Annotated in this window: 19 protein-coding genes and 1 tRNA gene; 10 read left to right on the top strand and 10 right to left on the bottom strand. The window is 67.4% G+C overall.

Features of this window, described 5'->3' with window-relative positions; translation table 11 throughout:
• Window positions 1-434 precede the first annotated feature (434 nt).
• Window positions 435-1,430 (bottom strand): phosphate signaling complex PhoU family protein, encoded by a 996-nt coding sequence (locus tag NOW55_RS00280; protein WP_256398049.1) that lies wholly within the window; start codon window positions 1,428-1,430, stop codon window positions 435-437.
• 330 nt (window positions 1,431-1,760) lie between these two features.
• Between NOW55_RS00280 and NOW55_RS00275 the strand changes: the two genes are divergently transcribed.
• From NOW55_RS00275 to phoU, 5 genes are all read left to right on the top strand, one after another.
• A complete protein-coding gene (locus NOW55_RS00275; protein WP_256398048.1) occupies window positions 1,761-2,753 on the top strand; it encodes a PstS family phosphate ABC transporter substrate-binding protein in 993 nt (330 codons plus the stop codon).
• A gap of 62 nt (window positions 2,754-2,815) precedes the next feature.
• Entirely contained in the window at window positions 2,816-3,775 is a 960-nt protein-coding gene (gene pstC / locus NOW55_RS00270) for a phosphate ABC transporter permease subunit PstC (protein ID WP_256398047.1), read from the top strand.
• A 1-nt stretch (window position 3,776) separates the two neighbouring features.
• The gene (pstA, locus tag NOW55_RS00265) at window positions 3,777-5,435 is read left to right on the top strand and encodes a phosphate ABC transporter permease PstA (RefSeq protein ID WP_256398046.1); all 1,659 of its coding nucleotides are present in this window, start codon (window positions 3,777-3,779) and stop codon (window positions 5,433-5,435) included.
• A gap of 18 nt (window positions 5,436-5,453) precedes the next feature.
• The gene (gene pstB, locus NOW55_RS00260; RefSeq protein WP_368407679.1) at window positions 5,454-6,323 is read left to right on the top strand and encodes a phosphate ABC transporter ATP-binding protein PstB; all 870 of its coding nucleotides are present in this window, start codon (window positions 5,454-5,456) and stop codon (window positions 6,321-6,323) included.
• A 42-nt stretch (window positions 6,324-6,365) separates the two neighbouring features.
• Window positions 6,366-7,037, top strand: a complete 672-nt coding sequence (phoU, locus tag NOW55_RS00255) for a phosphate signaling complex protein PhoU (RefSeq protein ID WP_256398044.1) — start codon at window positions 6,366-6,368, stop codon at window positions 7,035-7,037.
• 22 nt (window positions 7,038-7,059) lie between these two features.
• Here phoU and NOW55_RS00250 read toward each other — a convergent pair whose 3' ends face one another.
• Window positions 7,060-7,596 (bottom strand): hypothetical protein, encoded by a 537-nt coding sequence (locus tag NOW55_RS00250; protein WP_256398043.1) that lies wholly within the window; start codon window positions 7,594-7,596, stop codon window positions 7,060-7,062.
• Window positions 7,597-7,768: 172 nt separating this feature from the next.
• On the opposite strand from NOW55_RS00250, the gene NOW55_RS00245 reads away from it, so the two are divergent.
• Window positions 7,769-8,560: a hypothetical protein gene (locus tag NOW55_RS00245; RefSeq protein ID WP_256398042.1), complete on the top strand. Its 792-nt coding sequence runs from the start codon at window positions 7,769-7,771 to the stop codon at window positions 8,558-8,560.
• A 123-nt stretch (window positions 8,561-8,683) separates the two neighbouring features.
• Here the strand turns inward: NOW55_RS00245 and NOW55_RS00240 are convergent.
• Window positions 8,684-8,840, bottom strand: a tRNA-Met gene (locus tag NOW55_RS00240).
• A gap of 133 nt (window positions 8,841-8,973) precedes the next feature.
• Here NOW55_RS00240 and NOW55_RS00235 point away from each other — a divergent pair.
• The gene (locus NOW55_RS00235; protein WP_256398041.1) at window positions 8,974-10,395 is read left to right on the top strand and encodes a DUF7115 domain-containing protein; all 1,422 of its coding nucleotides are present in this window, start codon (window positions 8,974-8,976) and stop codon (window positions 10,393-10,395) included.
• A 34-nt stretch (window positions 10,396-10,429) separates the two neighbouring features.
• Here NOW55_RS00235 and NOW55_RS00230 read toward each other — a convergent pair whose 3' ends face one another.
• Window positions 10,430-10,789 carry a DUF5830 family protein gene (locus tag NOW55_RS00230; protein WP_256398040.1) on the bottom strand — a complete coding sequence of 120 codons (360 nt, stop codon included), beginning with the start codon at window positions 10,787-10,789 and terminating at the stop codon, window positions 10,430-10,432.
• A gap of 117 nt (window positions 10,790-10,906) precedes the next feature.
• Here NOW55_RS00230 and NOW55_RS00225 point away from each other — a divergent pair, with 117 nt between their 5' ends.
• Both NOW55_RS00225 and NOW55_RS00220 read left to right on the top strand, forming a co-directional pair.
• Entirely contained in the window at window positions 10,907-11,386 is a 480-nt protein-coding gene (locus tag NOW55_RS00225; protein ID WP_256398039.1) for a cation:proton antiporter regulatory subunit, read from the top strand.
• A gap of 1 nt (window position 11,387) precedes the next feature.
• The gene (locus NOW55_RS00220) at window positions 11,388-12,596 is read left to right on the top strand and encodes a cation:proton antiporter (protein ID WP_256398038.1); all 1,209 of its coding nucleotides are present in this window, start codon (window positions 11,388-11,390) and stop codon (window positions 12,594-12,596) included.
• Window positions 12,597-12,612: 16 nt separating this feature from the next.
• On the opposite strand, the gene NOW55_RS00215 is transcribed toward NOW55_RS00220, so the two are convergent.
• Window positions 12,613-13,017: a DUF7993 family protein gene (locus NOW55_RS00215; RefSeq protein ID WP_256398037.1), complete on the bottom strand. Its 405-nt coding sequence runs from the start codon at window positions 13,015-13,017 to the stop codon at window positions 12,613-12,615.
• A 1-nt stretch (window position 13,018) separates the two neighbouring features.
• Window positions 13,019-13,483, bottom strand: coding sequence for a DUF2240 family protein (locus tag NOW55_RS00210; protein WP_256398036.1), 465 nt, complete (start codon window positions 13,481-13,483; stop codon window positions 13,019-13,021).
• Between the two features lie 92 nt (window positions 13,484-13,575).
• Between NOW55_RS00210 and NOW55_RS00205 the strand changes: the two genes are divergently transcribed.
• Window positions 13,576-13,950 carry a 30S ribosomal protein S8e gene (locus tag NOW55_RS00205; RefSeq protein ID WP_256398035.1) on the top strand — a complete coding sequence of 125 codons (375 nt, stop codon included), beginning with the start codon at window positions 13,576-13,578 and terminating at the stop codon, window positions 13,948-13,950.
• 325 nt (window positions 13,951-14,275) lie between these two features.
• Here the strand turns inward: NOW55_RS00205 and speB are convergent, their stop codons facing one another.
• From speB to NOW55_RS00185, 4 genes are all read right to left on the bottom strand, one after another.
• Entirely contained in the window at window positions 14,276-15,088 is an 813-nt protein-coding gene (gene speB, locus NOW55_RS00200; RefSeq protein WP_256398034.1) for an agmatinase, read from the bottom strand.
• Between the two features lie 5 nt (window positions 15,089-15,093).
• A complete protein-coding gene (locus NOW55_RS00195) occupies window positions 15,094-15,471 on the bottom strand; it encodes a translation initiation factor IF-5A (RefSeq protein WP_256296980.1) in 378 nt (125 codons plus the stop codon).
• A gap of 107 nt (window positions 15,472-15,578) precedes the next feature.
• A complete protein-coding gene (locus tag NOW55_RS00190; RefSeq protein WP_256398033.1) occupies window positions 15,579-16,646 on the bottom strand; it encodes an aminotransferase class I/II-fold pyridoxal phosphate-dependent enzyme in 1,068 nt (355 codons plus the stop codon).
• Between the two features lie 54 nt (window positions 16,647-16,700).
• On the bottom strand, window positions 16,701-18,371 hold the full coding sequence (locus tag NOW55_RS00185) for an ABC1 kinase family protein (protein WP_368407678.1): 1,671 nt from the start codon (window positions 18,369-18,371) through the stop codon (window positions 16,701-16,703).
• Window position 18,372: the final 1 nt, after the last annotated feature.

Here is an 18,372-nt window from a genome sequence, read left to right as displayed (position 1 = left end):
GGCCTACCCTGTTTCGGTCCTGAGAGTGGGGCTGGTTACTGTTGGTGGATATGGTACGGTCGTTGTTGTCCGAGCCTGCGTAGAGAAGAACCAGAGAGCCCCCGTCAAACGTGGGAGAAACTGGAACCGTGAACAGCCAGAAAGCCCTGACGCTCTCGACTCGGGAGACTCGCTGCGCTCCTCGTTCCTGCGGTGCTTGCGTCGTCTTCCTTCGTCGAGAGCGTCGCCCCTTTCAGTCCCACCCCCCACACCGCAACCGCACCTCACACCTCCCCAGCCGACTGCGATGCTCAGTCGCTAGCGCTCCCTGCGCTTCTCATCCCTCGCACGAGCGTCTGCTCACGGCCTCGCTAGCGCTCGGCACGCTCGCGGGCCGCGCGCCATCCGGTTGGTCGGCTATCGATGTGGGCTGAAAAACGAAAGTCGGTGGTCTGTCAGGGCCGCGGTGCGGCCTTCTGAAGCGCGGTCTCGGCGATGTTGCCGGCGTAGTCCGCGGAGCGCGACAGCGAGTCGACGACGAGGCCGATGGACTGGGCGGTGTGGGGGTCGCGCTCGCGCAGGAGCTCGTCGATGGCCCGAGTGTGCTCGTCGATGTCGAGGATGCTCTCGCGGGCGGTGTTGGCGAGGCGGGTGGCCTCGTCGCTCTCGTCGGCGAACAGCGCGTCCATCGCGTGTTCGAGCACCTCGGCGGAATCGTCGTGGAGTTCGAGGAGTGCCTCGCCGAGTTCGCCGTCGATCTCGTTCATGTTGAGCGCGTGGGAGGCTATCTTGGCGGCGTGGTCGCCGATGCGTTCGAGCTGGCGGGCGCTGGAGTGGTAGTCGAAGCAGGTCTCGCGAGGGAGGCCGAGCTCCTCGGCGGCTCGCGGCGAGCGCAGGGTCGCACGGAAGATGCGCGAGACGACGAACCAGAGGCGGTCGACGTCGTCGTCGCGTTCGCGCACGTCGCGGGCCATGTCGTCGTCGTCCTCGACGAGGGCGACGACGGCGTCGTGGAGCATCGACTCGGCGATGAGTCGCATCCGGGTGACCGCGTTGTGGATGCTGAGCTCCGAGGAGTCGAGGAGGTCCTGGATGACGACCTTATCGGTGGTCTCCTCCAGCACCTCGACGCCGACGAGGCTCTGCGTGGCCTCGCGGATGGCGCGCCGCTGGTCGGTGGTGATGCGGCTGGCCTCCAGCGAGATGATGTCGAAGCCGGAGACGTACATCGTCATCACCGCACGTGTGAGTCGGTCGCCATCGAGGTCGGACACGTCGAGGTGGCCCTTCGTCCGCTGGACCTCGCTCTGAGGTGTCAACAGCAGCGAGTCGTCCTCGGGGTAGAACTCGACCGTCGTGCCGGCCGAGACGCCGTTCTCGGTCGCCCACGACTTCGGGAGCGAGACGGTGAACGTCGAACCGCCCGTGACCTGGACCTTGCGGGTCTCCATGTGGGGTCGTCGGGTGGGGTGCAAAATAAAACTGCCTGTTCCTATATATCCGCGTTCGGTAGGCGGTACTAGAGCCGAGTACTATGGGGATACGATGCGTCGCTGGCGGGGACCACCGCAGCTGAAGCGGTCCACTGCCGGCCGCCGCCACACCGGACAGAAACCGTCCAGTATGGCGATGTGCGTCCCTCTGGACCACCCGAACGTCACGTCTGTCCGTCAGATACCCCCGACGACACAGGCCGAAGTACGCAGTACTCTATTTGACTACGTACTCCTATATATTTATCATAGCAGGGTATTTATTCGGATATCGTCCTTCTCCCGGTAATGGCAGAGATCAGTCGACGGGCGTTCGTCGCGGCCGGGGGGAGCACGCTCGGTGCCCTCGGCCTCGCCGGCTGTGTCGAGAACGACCGTGTTCGCGCGAGCGGAGACGGAGGGCTCTCCGGCAGCATCGACATCGCCGGCTCCTCGACCGTCTTCCCGCTCGCGACGGCGATGTCCGAGCGGTTCAAGATCACACACGCCGGCGTCGATTTTAATCTCCAGTCCACCGGGTCCGGTGGCGGCTTCGCGAACCACTTCTGCCCCGGCCGGACCGACTTCAACAACGCCTCGCGCCCCATCAAATCCGAGGAGCAGAACGCCTGTGCGTCGAACGGCGTCGAACCGGTCGAGTTGACGGTCGCGACGGACGCGCTGACCGTCATCGTCAACAACGACGCCGACTGGATCGACTCGGTGACAGTCGAGGAGCTCGCGACCATCTGGTCCGGCGAGGAGCAGCCCCAGCGGTGGTCCGACGTGAACCCCGACTGGCCCGACGAGCCCATCGAACTGTACGGCCCCTCGGACGCCTCGGGCACGTACGACTACTTCATCGAGGCCATCCTCCACGGCGGCGAGAGCGAACTGAGCCACCGTCAGGACTACTCCGCGACCGAGCAGGACCGCACCATCATCCAGGGTGTCGAGGGCTCCGAGTTCGCGATTGGCTACATGGGCTACGCCTACTACAGCGAGAACACCGACCGCGTGACGGCCCTCGGCGTCGACGACGGCGACGGCCCGGTCGAACCGTCGCTGGAGACCGCCAAGTCAGGCGAGTACAGCCCGCTCTCGCGGCCGCTGTTCACCTACCCGGCGAAGTCGGCGCTCGCGAAGGAACACGTCTCGTCGTTCGCCCGCTTCTGGCTCGCGAACGCGACGAGCCGGGAGATCGTCGCCGACGAGGTCGGCTACGTCCCGCTCGACGCCGAACAGCAGGCCGAGCAGCTGGCGACGCTGGAGGCGGCGATCATGGAGGCGAACACCGAGTGACCGCCCGCTGAGTTTCGAACGAATCGCTTAATCACCACACGGGAAAACACGAACGACACTCAATGAGCACGGACGACCTCACCGAAGACCTCACACGGAACACGGCCAACGCGCCCCCGGAGCTCCTGACGCGCTCCTTCTTCTTCCTCTGTGCCGTCCTCTCCATCTTCACGACGCTCGCGATCATCGTGCTGCTCGTGACGGAGGCGGCGAAGTTCTTCACAGTCACCGCGCCCCTCGTGGGCATCGAAGGGGAGACCGCGTCGGTCGTCGAGTTCCTCACCGGTACAGAGTGGATAATCAACGAAGGCAAGTTCGGCGTCCTCGCGCTCGTCACCTCGACCATCATGGTGACGCTCGGCTCCGCGATCATCGCCCTCCCGCTCGGCGTCGCGACGGCCATCTACCTCAGCGAGTACGCCGACCCGCAGGTCCGGGCCGTTCTCAAGCCCGCACTCGAGATACTCGCCGGCATCCCGACCGTCGTCTACGGCTTCTTCGCACTCATCTACATCACGCCCGCGCTGCGTATCCCCTTCCCGAGCATCGGGACGTTCAACCTGCTCTCGGCGAGCATCGTCGTCGGCATCATGATCATCCCGATGGTCGCGTCCATCAGCGAGGACGCGATGTCGGCGGTGCCGGACGACCTCCGGCAGGCCGGCTACGGGATGGGCGCGACGAAGTTCGAGGTGTCCACCGGCATCGTCGTCCCGGCCGCGCTGTCGGGCATCCTCTCGTCGTTCATCCTCGCGCTCTCGCGGGCCATCGGCGAGACGATGGCCGTCACCGTCGCCGCGGGTGCGCAGGCGAAGTTCCACAACCCGCTCAACCCGGCGGCCTATCTGGACGGCGGCTCGCCGATGACCGCGACGATGGTCAACCTGCTGACCGGCGACATCACGGGCGGCGGGCTCGCCTACCGCAGCCTGTTCGCCATCGGGCTCACCCTCTTCGTCATCACCTTCGCCATGAACGTCATCAGTGAATGGGTCGCACAGCGGTACAGGGAGGAGTACTGAGATGGCGACCGACGAACGCCCCAGTTTCGCCGAGGGCTTCGGACAGGTCAGTCGGACGGTCGGCACCGTCTTCCGGTACCTGCTACTGGCGTCGACGCTGTTCGGCCTCGTCGTGCTGTCGATACTCCTGGTGTACGTGACGAACGACGCCATCCAGCCGCTCACGGCGGACGCCGGCTGGCACCTGACGTTCCTCCTGACGCTCGTGCTCCCGACGCTCGCGGCCGGCGGCTACCTCGCGTGGTCCAACCTCGACGCGCTCAAGTTCGGCGCGACGACGCTCGGGCTGTTCGTCGTCGGCCTGCTGTTCAGCGGCGGCGTCGCCATCATCTTCGTCGAGGTCCTCGAACCGCTGGTCTGGTTCGCGTACGTCATCGCGCTCGCCGCCGCCGTCGTGGTGACCGTCGCGCTCCAGCAACGGAGCCGACAGCTCCCGTTCCTCCCCCGGTTCGCCCTCGCCATGCTCGCGTTCTACCTGTCGCTGTTCGGGTTCCCGGGCATCGTCGGCAGCTACGTCGGACTGCCCCAGCTCCTCCCGAGCGTCGCCACCCTCGTCCTGTTCGCGCCGATCGTCCCTCTCGACTGGATACAGCTCACGCTGACGGTCGGCGTGTTCGCCGCGACGCCCGTGGCACTCTACGCGTCCAACATCAGTGACCGACGGACGGGGCTGCTCGCGGGTGCCGCCGCACTCGCCACGGTCGCCGCCTCGGCGGTCGTCGGCCCGGCCGTCGTCGGCGTCGGGCCAATCCCCTCGGTCGTCCTGGCGTCGGTCGCGGTCGTCCCGACGGCGGCGTACGTCGGCGGCACGGCGGTCACCCGCGAGCAGGCACGTATCGGCCTCGTCCTGCCGGTGGTCATCGTGGTCGGTGCCCTGGCGGGCGAGGTGCTCGTCGACACGCTCGGCTACGCGGGCCCGCAGTCGTGGGTCGACTGGCAGTTCCTCACCAGCGACCACAGCGGGACCGCCGTCGACGCGGGTCTCTACCCGGCCATCGCGGGCTCCATCCTCCTGATGCTGACCGTCGCCGGGCTCTCGTTCCCCATCGGGGTCGGCGCGGCGCTGTACCTGGAGGAGTACGCCCCCGACAACCGCTACACCCGGTTCATCGACGTGAACATCTCGAACCTCGCGGGTGTGCCGTCGGTGGTCTACGGCCTGCTCGGGCTCGGGCTGTTCGTGACCCGACTCGGCCAGCCGAGCGGGACCATCCTCGTCGGCGGCGCGACGCTCGCGCTGCTCATCCTCCCCATCGTCATCATCTCGGCGCGGGAGGCCATCCGCAGCGTCCCCGACGAGATGCGCCAGGCCTCCTACGGGATGGGCGCGACGCGCTGGCAGACGATGAAGAACGTCGTCCTCCCGCGTGCGTTCCCCGGCATCCTGACCGGCACCATCCTCGCGCTCGGACGCGCCATCGGCGAGACCGCGCCGCTCATCATGATCGGCGCGCCGAACGTGCTGTTCTCGTTCCCCTCCGAGCTCTCCTCGAAGGTGAGCGCGATGCCGCTGCAGGTGTACAGCTGGGCGAGCTACTTCGCGACGGCGGACTTCTACGAGAAGGCCGTGCCGGCCGGAGTCGTCGTCCTCGTCACCGTGCTGCTGGCGATGAACTCCGTTGCAATCGTCTTGCGCAACAGGTATGAGCGAGAAACGTGACCAATGAGTCAAGAGAACATGAGTAACGACAACGTGGAATCGGCGACCGAGGACCCGACGGACGACGACATGGTCCTCGAGACAGACGTGACGTCCGGGCTCGATGAAAGCAGTCCGGACTCCGGGGTGACACACGAACGAACCCTCGTCGAGGCCAGGGACATCAACGTCTGGTACAACGACGACCAGGCGCTCCGGGACATCTCGATGCAGGTGCCCGAGAAGAAGGTCACCGCGATGATCGGCCCCTCGGGCTGTGGGAAGTCGACGTTCCTTCGCTGCATCAACCGGATGAACGACATGATAGACGCCGCCCGCGTCGAGGGCGAGCTCTACCTCGGGAGCAAGAACGTCTACGACGACGATGTCGACCCGGTTGCGCTCCGCCGCCGCGTCGGCATGGTGTTCCAGAAGCCGAACCCGTTCCCCAAGAGCATCTACGACAACGTCGCCTACGGGCTGAAGATCCAGGACATCGGCGGCGACCACGACGAGATCGTCGAGGAGTCGCTGAAGCGCGCCGCGCTCTGGGACGAGGTCAAGGACCAGCTCGACGAGTCCGGTCTCGACCTCTCCGGCGGCCAGCAACAGCGGCTCTGCATCGCCCGGGCTATCGCACCCGACCCGGAGGTCATCCTGATGGACGAGCCCGCGAGCGCGCTGGACCCCGTCGCCACCTCGAAGATCGAGGATCTCATCGACGAGCTCGCCGAGGACTACACCGTCATCATCGTCACACACAACATGCAGCAGGCGGCCCGCATCTCCGATAAGACCGCCGTCTTCCTCACCGGCGGGGAGCTCGTCGAGTTCGACGACACGAAGAAGATCTTCGAGAACCCCGAGAACGAGCGCGTTGAGGACTACATCACCGGCAAGTTCGGATGAGCACCGCAACGCACACCACCAACACCACTTTCTGATTCAATCATGGCACGAGAGAACTACCAGGAGAAACTGGACAGTCTCGAAGAGGACGTCCTCTACATGAGCGAGGTCGTCGTCGACCGTCTGCGAACCGCCCTCACCGCCCTCGAGAACAAGGACGATGACGCGGCATGGGAGGTCATCGACGGCGACAGCGAGGTGAACTCGCTCTACCTCAACATCGAACAGCAGTGCGTCGACCTGCTGGCGCTCCAACAGCCCGTCGCCGGCGACCTCCGCTTCATCGCCGCGTCGTTCAAGATCATCACCGACCTCGAACGCATCGGCGACCTCGCGACGAACCTCGGCGAGTACACGCTCGACGCTCGGCACGACGTCTACCCCGAGGTCGACGTGCAGGCCATCGGCGACCAGACCGTCTCGATGGTCGAGAAGGCGATGGCCGCCTACGCCGCACAGGACACCGACGCCTGCTTCGAGATCAACGAGAGCGACGACGAGCTCGACGCGATGTGCGAGCACGCGAGCCAGACCGTCGTCCGCGACCTCATCGAGAGCGAGCTCGACGACGGCACCGAGGTCGAGACGGTGCTCGAGGACGTCTCGCGGCTGCTGCTCACGGTCCGTGACCTCGAACGCATCGGCGACCACGCGGTGAACATCGCGGCACGCACCCTCTACATGGTCGAGAACGACGACGAACTCATCTACTGAGTTCGCTCACCGGGCCGCGGTTCTACCGACCCACGTCGCTGGTCCACACCTCGCCCTCCGCCGGCGGCGAGATGCCCGGAACCTCCGCCAGCCGCGGAGCCACCATCTCCCACCACCGCTCGGGGTCGTCGTAGCCTGCGTTCTGTGTCGGGAACACCCGCTCGGTGAACTCCGATTCGACGACTGGCCCCTCCTCGACGACGAACTCGAACGCCGCGCGGACGGCGTCGCGCCGCCAGTCGCGCATCATCTCGCTCGTGCCCGGGACCGACAGCTCCGCGAGCGCCTGCTCGGCCCGGTCTTCGAGGTCCCCCCCGGCGTCGGCCGGCCGGTACCACGCCGTCACGGTGCCGTGCCCACAGTTCAGCTCCCGCCGGGCGAGCGCGTCCCGGTCACAGAGCGTACGACACGTCTCGCAGACGCGTTCGCTCGCGACGTTCAGCTCCTCGGCGAGCGACCCCGTCGTCTCCGGCGCGTGCCCGTCGAACGCCGCCAGCACTCGCTCGGGTGACAGCTGGACCGACGCCCCACCAGCGGTCCCGCGTTCGTTCTGGCTCATACGTCCTCACACGTATGCGAACCATATTATTTTTTCCCACGTCGAAACGGCAAGAAACGAGGAGTATCAGCTGGATAGCCTAAGTTTTAGATAGGGGGCTGTCGTGATTTACGCCGATGACGGACCTGACATGCGGTCGTGGATGGTGTACCGCGCTGGCGGGTGGTTTCCTGTGAGTTCATTGACAATCGAGGTCGACGACCCGGAGGACGCCTACGAGAACCTCCGCGCGATGCTGGAGGCGGCCCCCGTCGAGTTCTCCCAGATAACGTCGGTTCGACTCGAACTCGAGTACGAGTCGAAGGCGGCGGCCGACGAGTCGACGCTGCCCGAGGACGGCGACGAGCAGACGGAGGCAGACGCCGGCTTCACCGACCCCACGTCGATCCCTGCGCCAGAGGACGGCACGCCGTCACCACCCATCGCCGACGCCGAGACCGCCGGCGAGTCCACGGCGGAGTCGACCGTCGACGGTGCCGACGAGATCACCTTCCGGAAGCCCGAGGATGACGACCACGACGACGACCAGACGTCCGTGTTCGGCGACCCGGACGAGACGGCGGGGACCGACTCCGTCTTCTCGACACCGGATGACGCAGTCAGCTTCGAGGAGCCCGATGCGAACGCCGGTCAGCCCGGTACCACCAAGACAACCGAGGACGGCCGGCCCCTCGGCGACGCGGTCGACCGCAGCACCGCACGCGCCGCGGAGGCCGACGACGACTCGGTATCGGCCCCTTCCAGCGGCCAGCAACGGACGGTGAGCCCCTCACCGCAGACGTACAACAAGGTCGTGCGACTGCTCCAGAACCGCGATTTCCCCATCGAACGGGGCGAGATAGAGGACGTCGCCGTGGGTGCCTACGACGTCGACGTCGAGGAGTGTCGTGCGGTCATCGACGCCGCCATCGACAAGGGTCTGGTCGCACAGGAAGGCTCACAGCTCATCGACCCGACGGAGTAGCCGTCGCTTCTCGTTCCTCCTGCAGTGGGAGCCAACCACCTCGCGATCTCAGAACAGCCGTCCTTGGACCTATTTGTGAACGGGCGCCGTCACTCACTGGCGTACGTTGCTCCGCGTCAGAAGTGGCCGGGGCGGGCTCCGAACCCGCGATCTCCGCATGACCCAGGTTCGAGGCTCGGCGGGCCCCGAGGTCACGCGTAAGCCTTCCAAGGCTGTGGTACCGCACCGAATCTCTGAAACCCTATGAGTGCGGCGCTATGTCCAGCTAAGCCACCCGGCCTCACTCCCTCGTTACCGGGTGGACGACTTAAGCCTTCTCAACTGTTCCCCGGGCTGTCCTGCGGTCGCATGCCTTCCGGCGGGCCGTGAGACAGCCCCACGGATTTATACGGTGGGGTGGTAAATCAGTGGGCATGGACGTCCCGGGCATCGTGGAATCGACGCTTTCGGGCGAGGAAGTCGCTGCCGAGGTCTCCCTCGGTGGCGAGAACGCCCTCTACGTGACGCCGACCCGAACACTCATCTACCAGTCCGAGGGGTTCCTCAGCGACGAGTCCGTCGACGAGTACCCCCACGACGCACAGCGGATGACCGTCAAGGAGGGTCGCCGCAAGACCCGCATCAGCCTCGAGTACTCCCTCGATGGAACCGAGGAGTTCACCGTCCCCTCGAACGCGACCGACGACGTGCTCCACCCCGTGCTGGCCGGCGTGTTGAACGCGAGCGGCGTCACCGACGCCGACGAGACCGTCACACGCACGTTCCGACTCGACGAACTGACGCTCGTCATCACCTCCGCGCGGCTCGTCAAGCACGTCGGGAGCGCCGTCTGGGACGAGGACTACGAGGAGTACCACTTCGCGGACGTGACCGGACTCGACTTCGAGGACGGCAGCGTCGCAACCCAGCTCGTGCTGACGGTCGACGGCCGCCCAGAGCGGATGAAGGTCTCGAACGACCGCGCCGCCGAGGTGAAGGAGTACCTCCAGCGCTCGCTGTTCTCGTACTACGGCGTGAACTCGCTCGACGCGCTGAACGAAGCCGTCGCACCCGAGGAGGCCGACGAGGCCGACGAGGCCGCAGCCGTCGACTTCGGCGAGGGTGTCGACCCGCTCGACGCCGGGAACACGGTCCAGCCCGACGACGGCGGGGAGCCAGTCGAACCGGGTCCGCCGGCCGAACAGCCCGTCGAGAATCAGCCCGCCGACGCCGGGACGGCTCGGGGGAACGAGCCCGTTCAGTCGCCGGCGGGCGGGTCGCAGCCGGGTCAGCCGCAGGCCGACCAGCAGACGCAGGCGCAGGCAGACCAACCCGCGGTCGACCAGACGCAGGCCGAGCAGTCATCTGGCGAGCAACCCGGACAGGCGCAATCGCCTGAACAGTCCCAGCCGACACAGCGGAACGAGTCGACCAGCGAGGACCAGACCGGACAGCAGGGCGACGGCGTCGACGCGGTGACCGAAACCGTCGATGAGACCACGCAGAACGAGCTCGCATCGATGGTCGAAGAGACGGTCAGTGACACACAGGATGCCGCGGGGAGTACGGAGTCGGCGCAGCAGACCGACTCCCCCGAGTCGACCCAGACCGACGTGTCGGCCGGCGACGACGCGGCGGAGCCGCCGGCGAACATGGACGAGAGCGACGACGAGGACTCGCTCGCGGACTCGAAGTTCGCCGAGGCCGGGTTCCAGCCCGCAACCTCGGCCGGCGACGAGGAACTGCTCGAACGAATCGAGGCGCTCGAATCCCAGGTCGAGCACCAGAACGAACTCCTCAAGCGTCAGCACGACCTCCTCCAGCAGCTCGTCGACGAACTCAGCCGCGGCCGCTGAGTCGTCGCGGTCGATGGTTCTCCCGGGCAGAAGCTCAGTCCCGGCCGGTGACCTTCCGGACACACTCCGGTCCGAACGGCCCGAGCTCGCCCGACTCCAGTTCGATGAAGTGCCCCGTCGAGATGGACGCCCCACAGCGTCGGCACTCGAAGTCGCCCTCTCGCCGGACCACGTCGCCCGACTGGCTCACGTAGCCGCCGCTGCTCGTCGTCAGAACCACGCCGTCCTCGCGCTCGATGACCCCGCGCATCACGGCTGTGTCGAGGATCTCCCGGACGGTGGCGGGGTCCCGCGTGACCGTCTCGATACGGTCCATCGCCTCGGCGAGCGCGAGTTCGTCGTCCTCCAGCTTCGAGAGGAGCTCCACGCCGAGTTCGACCCGCTCGTGTGCCATCGTTCTCAGTGGTAGAGGGAGGCGATTAAGCCTTGCGTGCAATCGTGGTGCGGCTGTCCGAATCGTCGCACACGGTCGCCATCGCTCTTTAAGTCGCAGGCGGCCATCGAGTCGGACATGACCGTCTACGAGACCGACGTGCCCGGCGTCGGCCGGAAGTTCGAACTCGAGGTCGGCGAGGGTGCACGACTCGTCGTCCTGATGCACCACGACGGGCGGCGCGAGCTGTTCCACCGGCCGAACCCGGACGCGGACAGCCAGCGCATCGTCGATCTGGACGGCGAGACGGCCCGCCAGCTCGGGGCCATCCTGACCGGAGCGTACTTCCAGCCCATCGAGCTGGACCGGACGCAGGTGCCACTGGGCGAGGCCATCCTGGAGTGGGTCGAGATCGGCGAGGGCTCCTCGATCGTCGGGCAGACGCTCTCCGGATGCGACGTGCGAAACCAGACCGGCGTCTCCGTCATCGCCATCCAGCGCGGGGACGAGACGGTCCCCAACCCGGACCCCGACGAGACCATCGCGGCGGACGACATCCTCGTCGTGCTGGGAACCCGGGAGGAACAGCAGGCGCTCCAGGAGTTCGTCGACCAGTAGGATGGCCTCGGGACTGCTGCTGGAGGCCGGCCTCGCCATCACCGTGCTCGCCGTCGCCGGAACCCTCGCGTTCCGGCTCGGCCAGTCGGTCATCCCGGCGTACATCGTCATCGGGCTGGTCGTCGGGCCGAACGCGCCGGAGGTCGCCGGCATCTCGTTCTCGGTGCTGGAGCGCCACGAGTTCGTGGACCTGCTCGCCGAGCTCGGGGTCGTGCTCCTGCTCTTTTTCATCGGTGTCGAGTTCAGCATCGACCAGCTGCTCGCGAACCGGGACAGACTGGCCGTCGTCGGCGGCATCGACCTCGTCGTCAACGCCGCCGTCGGTGTCGCCATCGGGCTCGCGTTCGGCTTCACGCCGGTCGAGGTGGCCTTCCTCACCGGCATCGTCTACATCTCCTCCAGCGCCATCGTCACCAAGTCGCTCATCGACCTCGGCTGGGTGGCCGACCCCGAGGCCGAGGTGGTGCTGGGCACGCTCGTCGTCGAGGACCTCGTCATCGCGGTCTACCTCGCGGTGCTCTCCGCGCTCGTCCTGGGGGGTGGGGGTGACGCGGCACTCTCCGCCGTGGCGGTCGCGCTCGGGTTCATCGCCGTTCTCGTCGTCGTCGCCCGCCTCGGCACGCCCGTCATCCAGCGCGTCCTCTCGGTCGACTCCGACGAGCTGTTCGTCCTCACGACGTTGGGGGCGGTCGCGCTCGTCGGCGGGCTCGCGCTCCAGCTCGGCGTCAGCGAGGCCGTCGCGGCGTTCTTCGTCGGCACGGCCGTCAGCGCGACCGACGCCGTCCACCGCGTCGAGAAGCTGCTCTCACCCGCCCGCGACCTGTTCGCCGCCATCTTCTTCCTCGCCATCGGCTTCCAGACCGACCTCGGCGCGCTCTCGGGCACCGCGCTGACGCTGCTCGCCGTCGCGGTCGTGCTGACCACCGTGAGCAAGCTCGTCAGCGGCTACTGGAGCGGGCTCCGGTATGGTCTGAGCGAGCGCCGCGCCCGCCGTGCCGGCATCGCGCTCGTCGCCCGCGGGGAGTTCTCGCTGGTGCTCGCCGCGCTCGCGCTGGAGGTCGGCACCGGCGCGCTCGCCGACGTCATCCCCGCCTTCGCCGTCGGCTACGTGCTCGCGATGAGCGTCCTCGGCACGGTGCTGATGAAGTCGGTTCCACGGCTGGAGGGGTACCTCGAGGACCGGTCAGCCGAGGCCACGGAGACCGCCTGAGTCGAGGACGGCGTGCTCAGGACGCGGACTCGACCGCCGCCGCGAGCACGTCGGCCGCCCGCTTGACCGCCGCGCCGGACTCGACGAACAGCACGACACGGGGCGGCTCGACCGCCTTCGGGCGGACCCGCAGGTCGACGGTTCCATCGGCGGCCGACGCCAGCTCCCCGGCCCGCTCGACCGCCGCGTCGAGGCCCGTCCGGAGTTCGACGCGGGCGCGGTCGGGCTGGACGAACACCTCGGCGACCGGGTCGCCGTCACAGCGCACCCGGTACGCGAGCGCGCCGTCGACCGTCGGCTCGACATCCGGGTCGGCGTCGACGACGTCGAAGCGGTCGAACGTCCCGTCCTCGCGCCCGTCGAGCTCCGAGGAGAGCAGCTGCGCGATGCGGACGCCGTCGGTGACGCGGTCCTCGACCATCCTACGTCGCCTCCCCGTCGTCGCTCGCCAGTTCGGCGACGGCCTTCCCGCGCACGCCGCTCACGTCCAGCCCGTTCCGGCGGGCGTAGACGACCGCGGCGGCCTCGATGGTCACGTCGAGTTCGCCCTGCAGCTGGTTGATCTCGCCCACCGCCTCGTGCTTCTCGTGCCCGTCGGCGACGAGGTCGTCGAGCACCTGCTCGAACGCCGAGCGCGAGCGCAGGATGTCCTCGCCCGGGACGAACCCCTCCGGCACCGTCACCTCCGCCGGGTCGAACGTCGGGCGCAGCCCGCCGTCGTCGCGCTCGAGCAACCCCTCGCCCGTCGCCACGTCGACCAGCCGCTTCGCCTGGTCCGGCGAGAACCAGTCGCGGTCGAGCGAGAGCGCGACCACGAACTCGTTCTCGGCGAGTTCGTCCTTGCCGCGCTGTCGGAACGGCGCGGCCACGGCGACGCGAAGACTCATGTCTCGCCGGTCGGCCGAGGACGGCCTAAACCCTGCGATTCTGCCCGTGCCAAGTCGAGCGATTCAAGTAGCTCCTGGGACTCTTCCCGGGTATGCAAGACCAGGGACGCTCCACTCGCAAGCGCACCGGTGGGCGACTGCGCCCGATCCGCAACCGAAAGAAGCACCAGCTCGGCCGCCTCCCCACGGAGACGCAGGTCGGCGAGCCCCGCTTCCGCATCGTCGACACGCGCGGGAACACCGAGAAGACCCGCGCCCTCGCGACCGACATCGCCAACGTGAACAAGGGCGGCGAGACCGTCGAGGCAACCATCGAGGACGTCGTCGAGAACGACGCCAACCCGAACTACGTGCGCCGGAACATCATCACGAAGGGCGCGCTCATCGAGACCGACGCCGGCACCGCCCGCGTCACCTCCCGCCCCGGCCAGACCGGACAGGTCAACGCCGTCGCCGTCGACGAATAAGCGGCTCTCTCTTTCCGTCTCTCTCCTGACTCGCGTAGCGACTGGTGTCTTTCAGACCGATTCGAGTCCCGGATTTTCCACGTGGCGCGCGGCTGTCTCGGAATCGCGGCGCGATTCCGATTGCAAGTGAGAGCTTGCTCTCACGCTGACGAGCGTGCCGAACGAAGTGAGGTCTCCGCGAGCCTGCGAGCGGAGGGCAGCGAGACGACGAAGGAGTCTCGCCAGTCCCCCGAGTCGAGCACGTCGGGGGTTTCTGGCTGTTGGTGGTTCAAGCAAGTCCGGTGACTGACCGATAAACACCCTGCAAGGACGCAGAATTCAGAACCTACACCGAACCGACAGCATCCGCGAACACGAACTCCCGCAGTAGCTTCCCACCCAGCGACGCCGCCTGCCCGTCGTCGCGGTCGTTCACCTCGACGACGTCGAAGCCGACGACGTCGCCCGTCTCCCCGACAGCCCGAACCACGTCGCGCATCTCGCGGGGCGCGAGCCCGAAGGGTTCCATCGTTCCCGTCCCGGGTGCGAACCCGGGGTCGGCTCCGTCGATGTCCACGGAGCAGTACACGTCGCGGTCGCCGAAGTCGGGCTCCCAGTCGGCCACATCCCCGGGCGGCACGACGGTCACGTCGGCCTCGCTGGCGCGGTTCCACTCTGCCTCGCTGCCGGTCCGGGCACCGAGAATCACCGCCTCGTCGGCGACGTCGAGGACGTGTCGGGTGACGGTCGCGTGGCTCAGCTCGTTGCCGTCGTACTCCGCCCGGAGGTCGAGGTGGGCGTCGAGGCAGACGAAGGTGTCGGGGTCGGTCGCGCGGACGTTCGCCAGCGTGACGGTGTGCTCGCCGCCGAGGACGAGGGGCGTGGCGTCGTCCCAGACGACGTCGGTACAGACGCCCTCCAGGTAGTCGAGGTACTCCGCGGCGTCGTCCCAGGCGCGCACGTCGCCGTGGTCCGCGACGCCGAGGTCGGAGAAGTGGCTCTCGGTGTGGTGGTCGTAGTCGTCGAAGGTCTCGGAAAAGCGCCGGATGCGGTCCGGTCCGAACCGCGTGCCCGGCTGGAAGGTCGTCGAGACGTCGAGCGGAGCCCCGACGACCACGTAATCTGCGTCGTCGCGGTCGGCGATGGCTCCGGGGAACATCGGCCTCAGACGATCTTGCGCTGTTCGTCGAGCTCGAGGTACTCGATCTCGTCGTCGGGCTCGAGGTCCATATCCTCCGGGATGGACATCGAGAACGTCTCGTAGGTGTCGAGGTCCATGACCTGTGCGACGGTGGCGGACTCGACGGAGACGACCTGCCCGCCCTTCCGCTCGATGATGGGGACCCAGCACTTCGCGTCGACGGGCTGGGACATAGAGCGCTTCTTGCCGTCGAAGACGCCGACGGCCTCGACGCGAGCCTTCGCGCTGCCGTGCTTGCCCGGCTTCGCTGTGGAGTAGCCGTTGATCTTACAGGCGACGTCGTCGATCATCACGTAGCTACCCTCCTGAAGGTCACGCACTTCCTTCTGCTGTTTAGCCATGTGGCGGGGTTCTGCCCGCTTGTGTATAAACCGTTTGGAACGGCGCCAACGACGTGGTCTGTGGGCGTAGCGACACGAGCCGCGGCACCCGCCCGTCGATGCGTCGGTCAGGCCGACTCGATGACCCGCGAGACGCGCTCGAGTCCCTCCTCCAGCTCGTCCGTGGGGAGGCCGAAACCGAGACGCCAGTAGTCGGGGAACCCGAACAGGTCGCCGGGCGCGAGTACGACGCTCTCCGCTTCGACGACGCGGACACAGAACTCCCGGCCGTCCGCGAACCCGTCGGGGACGGTGACGAAGCCGTTGACGCCGACGGGGTCGTACCAGTCGAGCCCGTGCTCGTGGACGAACTCCCGGACGATGGCCCGGTTGGTGGCAGCCAGCTCGCGGTTCTCCTGCAGGATTGCGTCCTCCTGCTCGCCGAGCGCCTGCCGGGCGACGTGCTGGCCGAATATCGGCGGCGAGATGGTCGTGTAGTCCTTCCAACGCACCGCGTCCCGTACCACGTCCTCGGGACCGGCGATCCAGCCGAAGCGCAGGCCCGCTAATCCGTACGCCTTCGTCAGGCTCGTCGTCGAGATGCCGTGGTCGCCCATGCTCGCCACCGGTGGGATGGGCTCGTCGTCGAGTAGGCGGTACACCTCGTCACAGAGCAGGTAGGCGTCGTGGGCGGCGGCCACGTCGTACAGCTCGCCGACGACGGCCTCGTCGTGGTAGCGCCCGGTCGGGTTGTTCGGGTTGTTCAGCACGACCAGCTTCGTCTCCGGACGCATCGCGTCCGCGACGGCGTCCACGTCGAGCGTCCACGCCGGCTCCTGGAGGTCGACCGTCGTCACGTCGCAGATGGACTCCGGAACCGCCTGCAACGCCTGGTACGTGGGCGTCACGACGACCGCGTGGTCCTCGGCGTCGAGCAGCGAGAGGAACACGAGCAGGTTCGCCTCCTGTGTCCCGCAGGTGAAACACACCTCGTCGGCCCCGCGGTCGTATCGCTCGCCGACCGCGGCGCGGAACTCGGGGTCGCCGTCGGTCGGGATGACGTAGTTCAGCTCGCCCGGGTCGGTGTCGAATCGCGAGGAGTCCAGTGGCCGGATGCCCGACTCCGCGAGCATGATGTCCGCTCCGTGTTCGTACTCACCGAACCACCGCTCCAGTCCGAACTCGGCGATGTCCATACAGGACGTGTGTCCGGCGACGAGAAACGTGTACCGGCACCGGCGGTTCGGTCCTCAGTCCTCGCGCCGTTTCCGCATGTTCTGTCTGGTGAACTGCGGCTGGGCGCGGATGCCCTTCCTGTCGCGGAAGGAGAGCCACAGCAGGATGCCGCCGATGATGCCGATGACGGCAGAGACCCCGGCGGCGTACAGCGACGCACCCTGGTAGAGGTACGCCGTCGAGAGCAGACTGAACGAGAACACCAGCCCGTAGACGATGCGTTTGGCGAGCCGGTCGATGACGCCCTTCTGGTCGTTCAGCTCGACCTGCAGGGTGAGGTTGCCCCGCTGGGCGCGGTCGAGCGTGTGCTCCAGCTTCGGCGGCACGCGGAGCATCGACTGGGCCGACTCCCAGGCCTGCTCGCCGGTCTCCTCGACGTACTGCTTGACGGACTCCTCGCGGTAGCCCTGCTCGGTGAGGTACGAGGTCGCGGTCTCGATGAAGTCGAAGTCCCCGTCCAGCGTGACACAGACCCCCTCGACGACGGTCGCGACGCGGAGCACGAGCGCGAGGTTCGCGGGCAGTCGGAACGGGAACTCGTAGATGGAGTCCTCGATCTGGCTGATGATCTGGTTCACGCGGTACTGCTCGATGTCGTCGCCGCGGGCGTCGGCGATGGCCAGCTCCATCACGTCGCCCATCACGTCGCGGTCGGCCTCCGGCGAGAGCGTGCCGATGGCGATGAGCGAGTCGAGGATGCCGTCGATGTCCTGGTTCGCGACGGCGATGTAGAACTCGACGATGCGGTCCTGGATGAACTCGTCGACCCGTCCGGACATGCCGAAGTCGTAGAAGACGATGGTGCCGTCGTCGGTCACCGCGAGGTTGCCCGGGTGGGGGTCGGCGTGGAAGACGCCGTCCTCGATTATCATCTGGAGGTACGTCTCCTGCAGCGTCTCGGCGATGTGGCTGCGGTCGATACCGAGCTCGTCGAGGCGCTCGACGTCGTTGATCTTCGTCCCGGCGACGTACTCCATCGTGAGCACCCGGGCGTCGGAGTAGTCGTCGAGGACCGCCGGGATGCGGACCCCGTCGAAGTCAGCGAAGTTCGCGCGGATCTCGGTGAGCATCCGCGCCTCGCGGTTGTAGTCCATCTCCTCGCGGATGGTCTTCGCGAACTCGTCGGCGAGGTTCTCCAGCGAGAACGCCCGCGCCTCGCCGACGAAGCGCATCAGGAGGGGGAGCGACCACTTGATGACCCGGAGGTCGGCCTCGACGAGCGACTCGACGCCGGGACGGCGTACCTTCACCGCGACGTCCTGACCCCGGACCTTCGCACGGTACACCTGCCCGAGGCTCGCGCCGCTGATGGGGTCGGTGTCGAACTCGTCGAACGTCTCCGCGACCGGGCCGAGCTCCTCCTCGAGGACGACCCGTGCGTCCGCCCAGTCCGCCGGCGGCACGTCGTCCTGCAGCGACGAGAGCACGTCGATGTACGCCTTCGGGAGGACGTCGGGCCGGGTCGAGAGCAGCTGGCCGAGCTTGATGAACGTCGGGCCGAGCGTGAGCAGCGACGAGAGCAGGTGTTCGGCGCGACGGACCTGCGTCTCGCGGTCGACCTGGCGGCGGCCGCCGAACAGCAGGTACCGGCGGCGGTCGCGAGCGTAGGCGAGCAGCAGCGGGAGGAACTGTCTCGCGACGACGAAGAAGCGCCAGTACGCGCGAAGGTTGACCAGCGTGACCACC

The organism is Haloarchaeobius litoreus, from assembly GCF_024495425.1.
GTDB lineage: Archaea > Halobacteriota > Halobacteria > Halobacteriales > Natrialbaceae > Haloarchaeobius > Haloarchaeobius litoreus.
This window is presented reverse-complemented; position numbering and strand designations above follow the sequence as displayed.

Coding starts and splice junctions, on each gene's coding strand:
- NOW55_RS00280 (WP_256398049.1), bottom strand. CDS start 1,430: ATGGAGACCCGCAAGGTCCAGGTCACGGGCGGTTCGACGTTCACCGTC.
- NOW55_RS00275 (WP_256398048.1), top strand. CDS start 1,761: ATGGCAGAGATCAGTCGACGGGCGTTCGTCGCGGCCGGGGGGAGCACG.
- pstC (WP_256398047.1), top strand. CDS start 2,816: ATGAGCACGGACGACCTCACCGAAGACCTCACACGGAACACGGCCAAC.
- pstA (WP_256398046.1), top strand. CDS start 3,777: ATGGCGACCGACGAACGCCCCAGTTTCGCCGAGGGCTTCGGACAGGTC.
- pstB (WP_368407679.1), top strand. CDS start 5,454: ATGAGTAACGACAACGTGGAATCGGCGACCGAGGACCCGACGGACGAC.
- phoU (WP_256398044.1), top strand. CDS start 6,366: ATGGCACGAGAGAACTACCAGGAGAAACTGGACAGTCTCGAAGAGGAC.
- NOW55_RS00250 (WP_256398043.1), bottom strand. CDS start 7,596: ATGAGCCAGAACGAACGCGGGACCGCTGGTGGGGCGTCGGTCCAGCTG.
- NOW55_RS00235 (WP_256398041.1), top strand. CDS start 8,974: ATGGACGTCCCGGGCATCGTGGAATCGACGCTTTCGGGCGAGGAAGTC.
- NOW55_RS00230 (WP_256398040.1), bottom strand. CDS start 10,789: ATGGCACACGAGCGGGTCGAACTCGGCGTGGAGCTCCTCTCGAAGCTG.
- NOW55_RS00225 (WP_256398039.1), top strand. CDS start 10,907: ATGACCGTCTACGAGACCGACGTGCCCGGCGTCGGCCGGAAGTTCGAA.
- NOW55_RS00220 (WP_256398038.1), top strand. CDS start 11,388: ATGGCCTCGGGACTGCTGCTGGAGGCCGGCCTCGCCATCACCGTGCTC.
- NOW55_RS00215 (WP_256398037.1), bottom strand. CDS start 13,017: ATGGTCGAGGACCGCGTCACCGACGGCGTCCGCATCGCGCAGCTGCTC.
- NOW55_RS00210 (WP_256398036.1), bottom strand. CDS start 13,483: ATGAGTCTTCGCGTCGCCGTGGCCGCGCCGTTCCGACAGCGCGGCAAG.
- NOW55_RS00205 (WP_256398035.1), top strand. CDS start 13,576: ATGCAAGACCAGGGACGCTCCACTCGCAAGCGCACCGGTGGGCGACTG.
- speB (WP_256398034.1), bottom strand. CDS start 15,088: ATGTTCCCCGGAGCCATCGCCGACCGCGACGACGCAGATTACGTGGTC.
- NOW55_RS00195 (WP_256296980.1), bottom strand. CDS start 15,471: ATGGCTAAACAGCAGAAGGAAGTGCGTGACCTTCAGGAGGGTAGCTAC.
- NOW55_RS00190 (WP_256398033.1), bottom strand. CDS start 16,646: ATGGACATCGCCGAGTTCGGACTGGAGCGGTGGTTCGGTGAGTACGAA.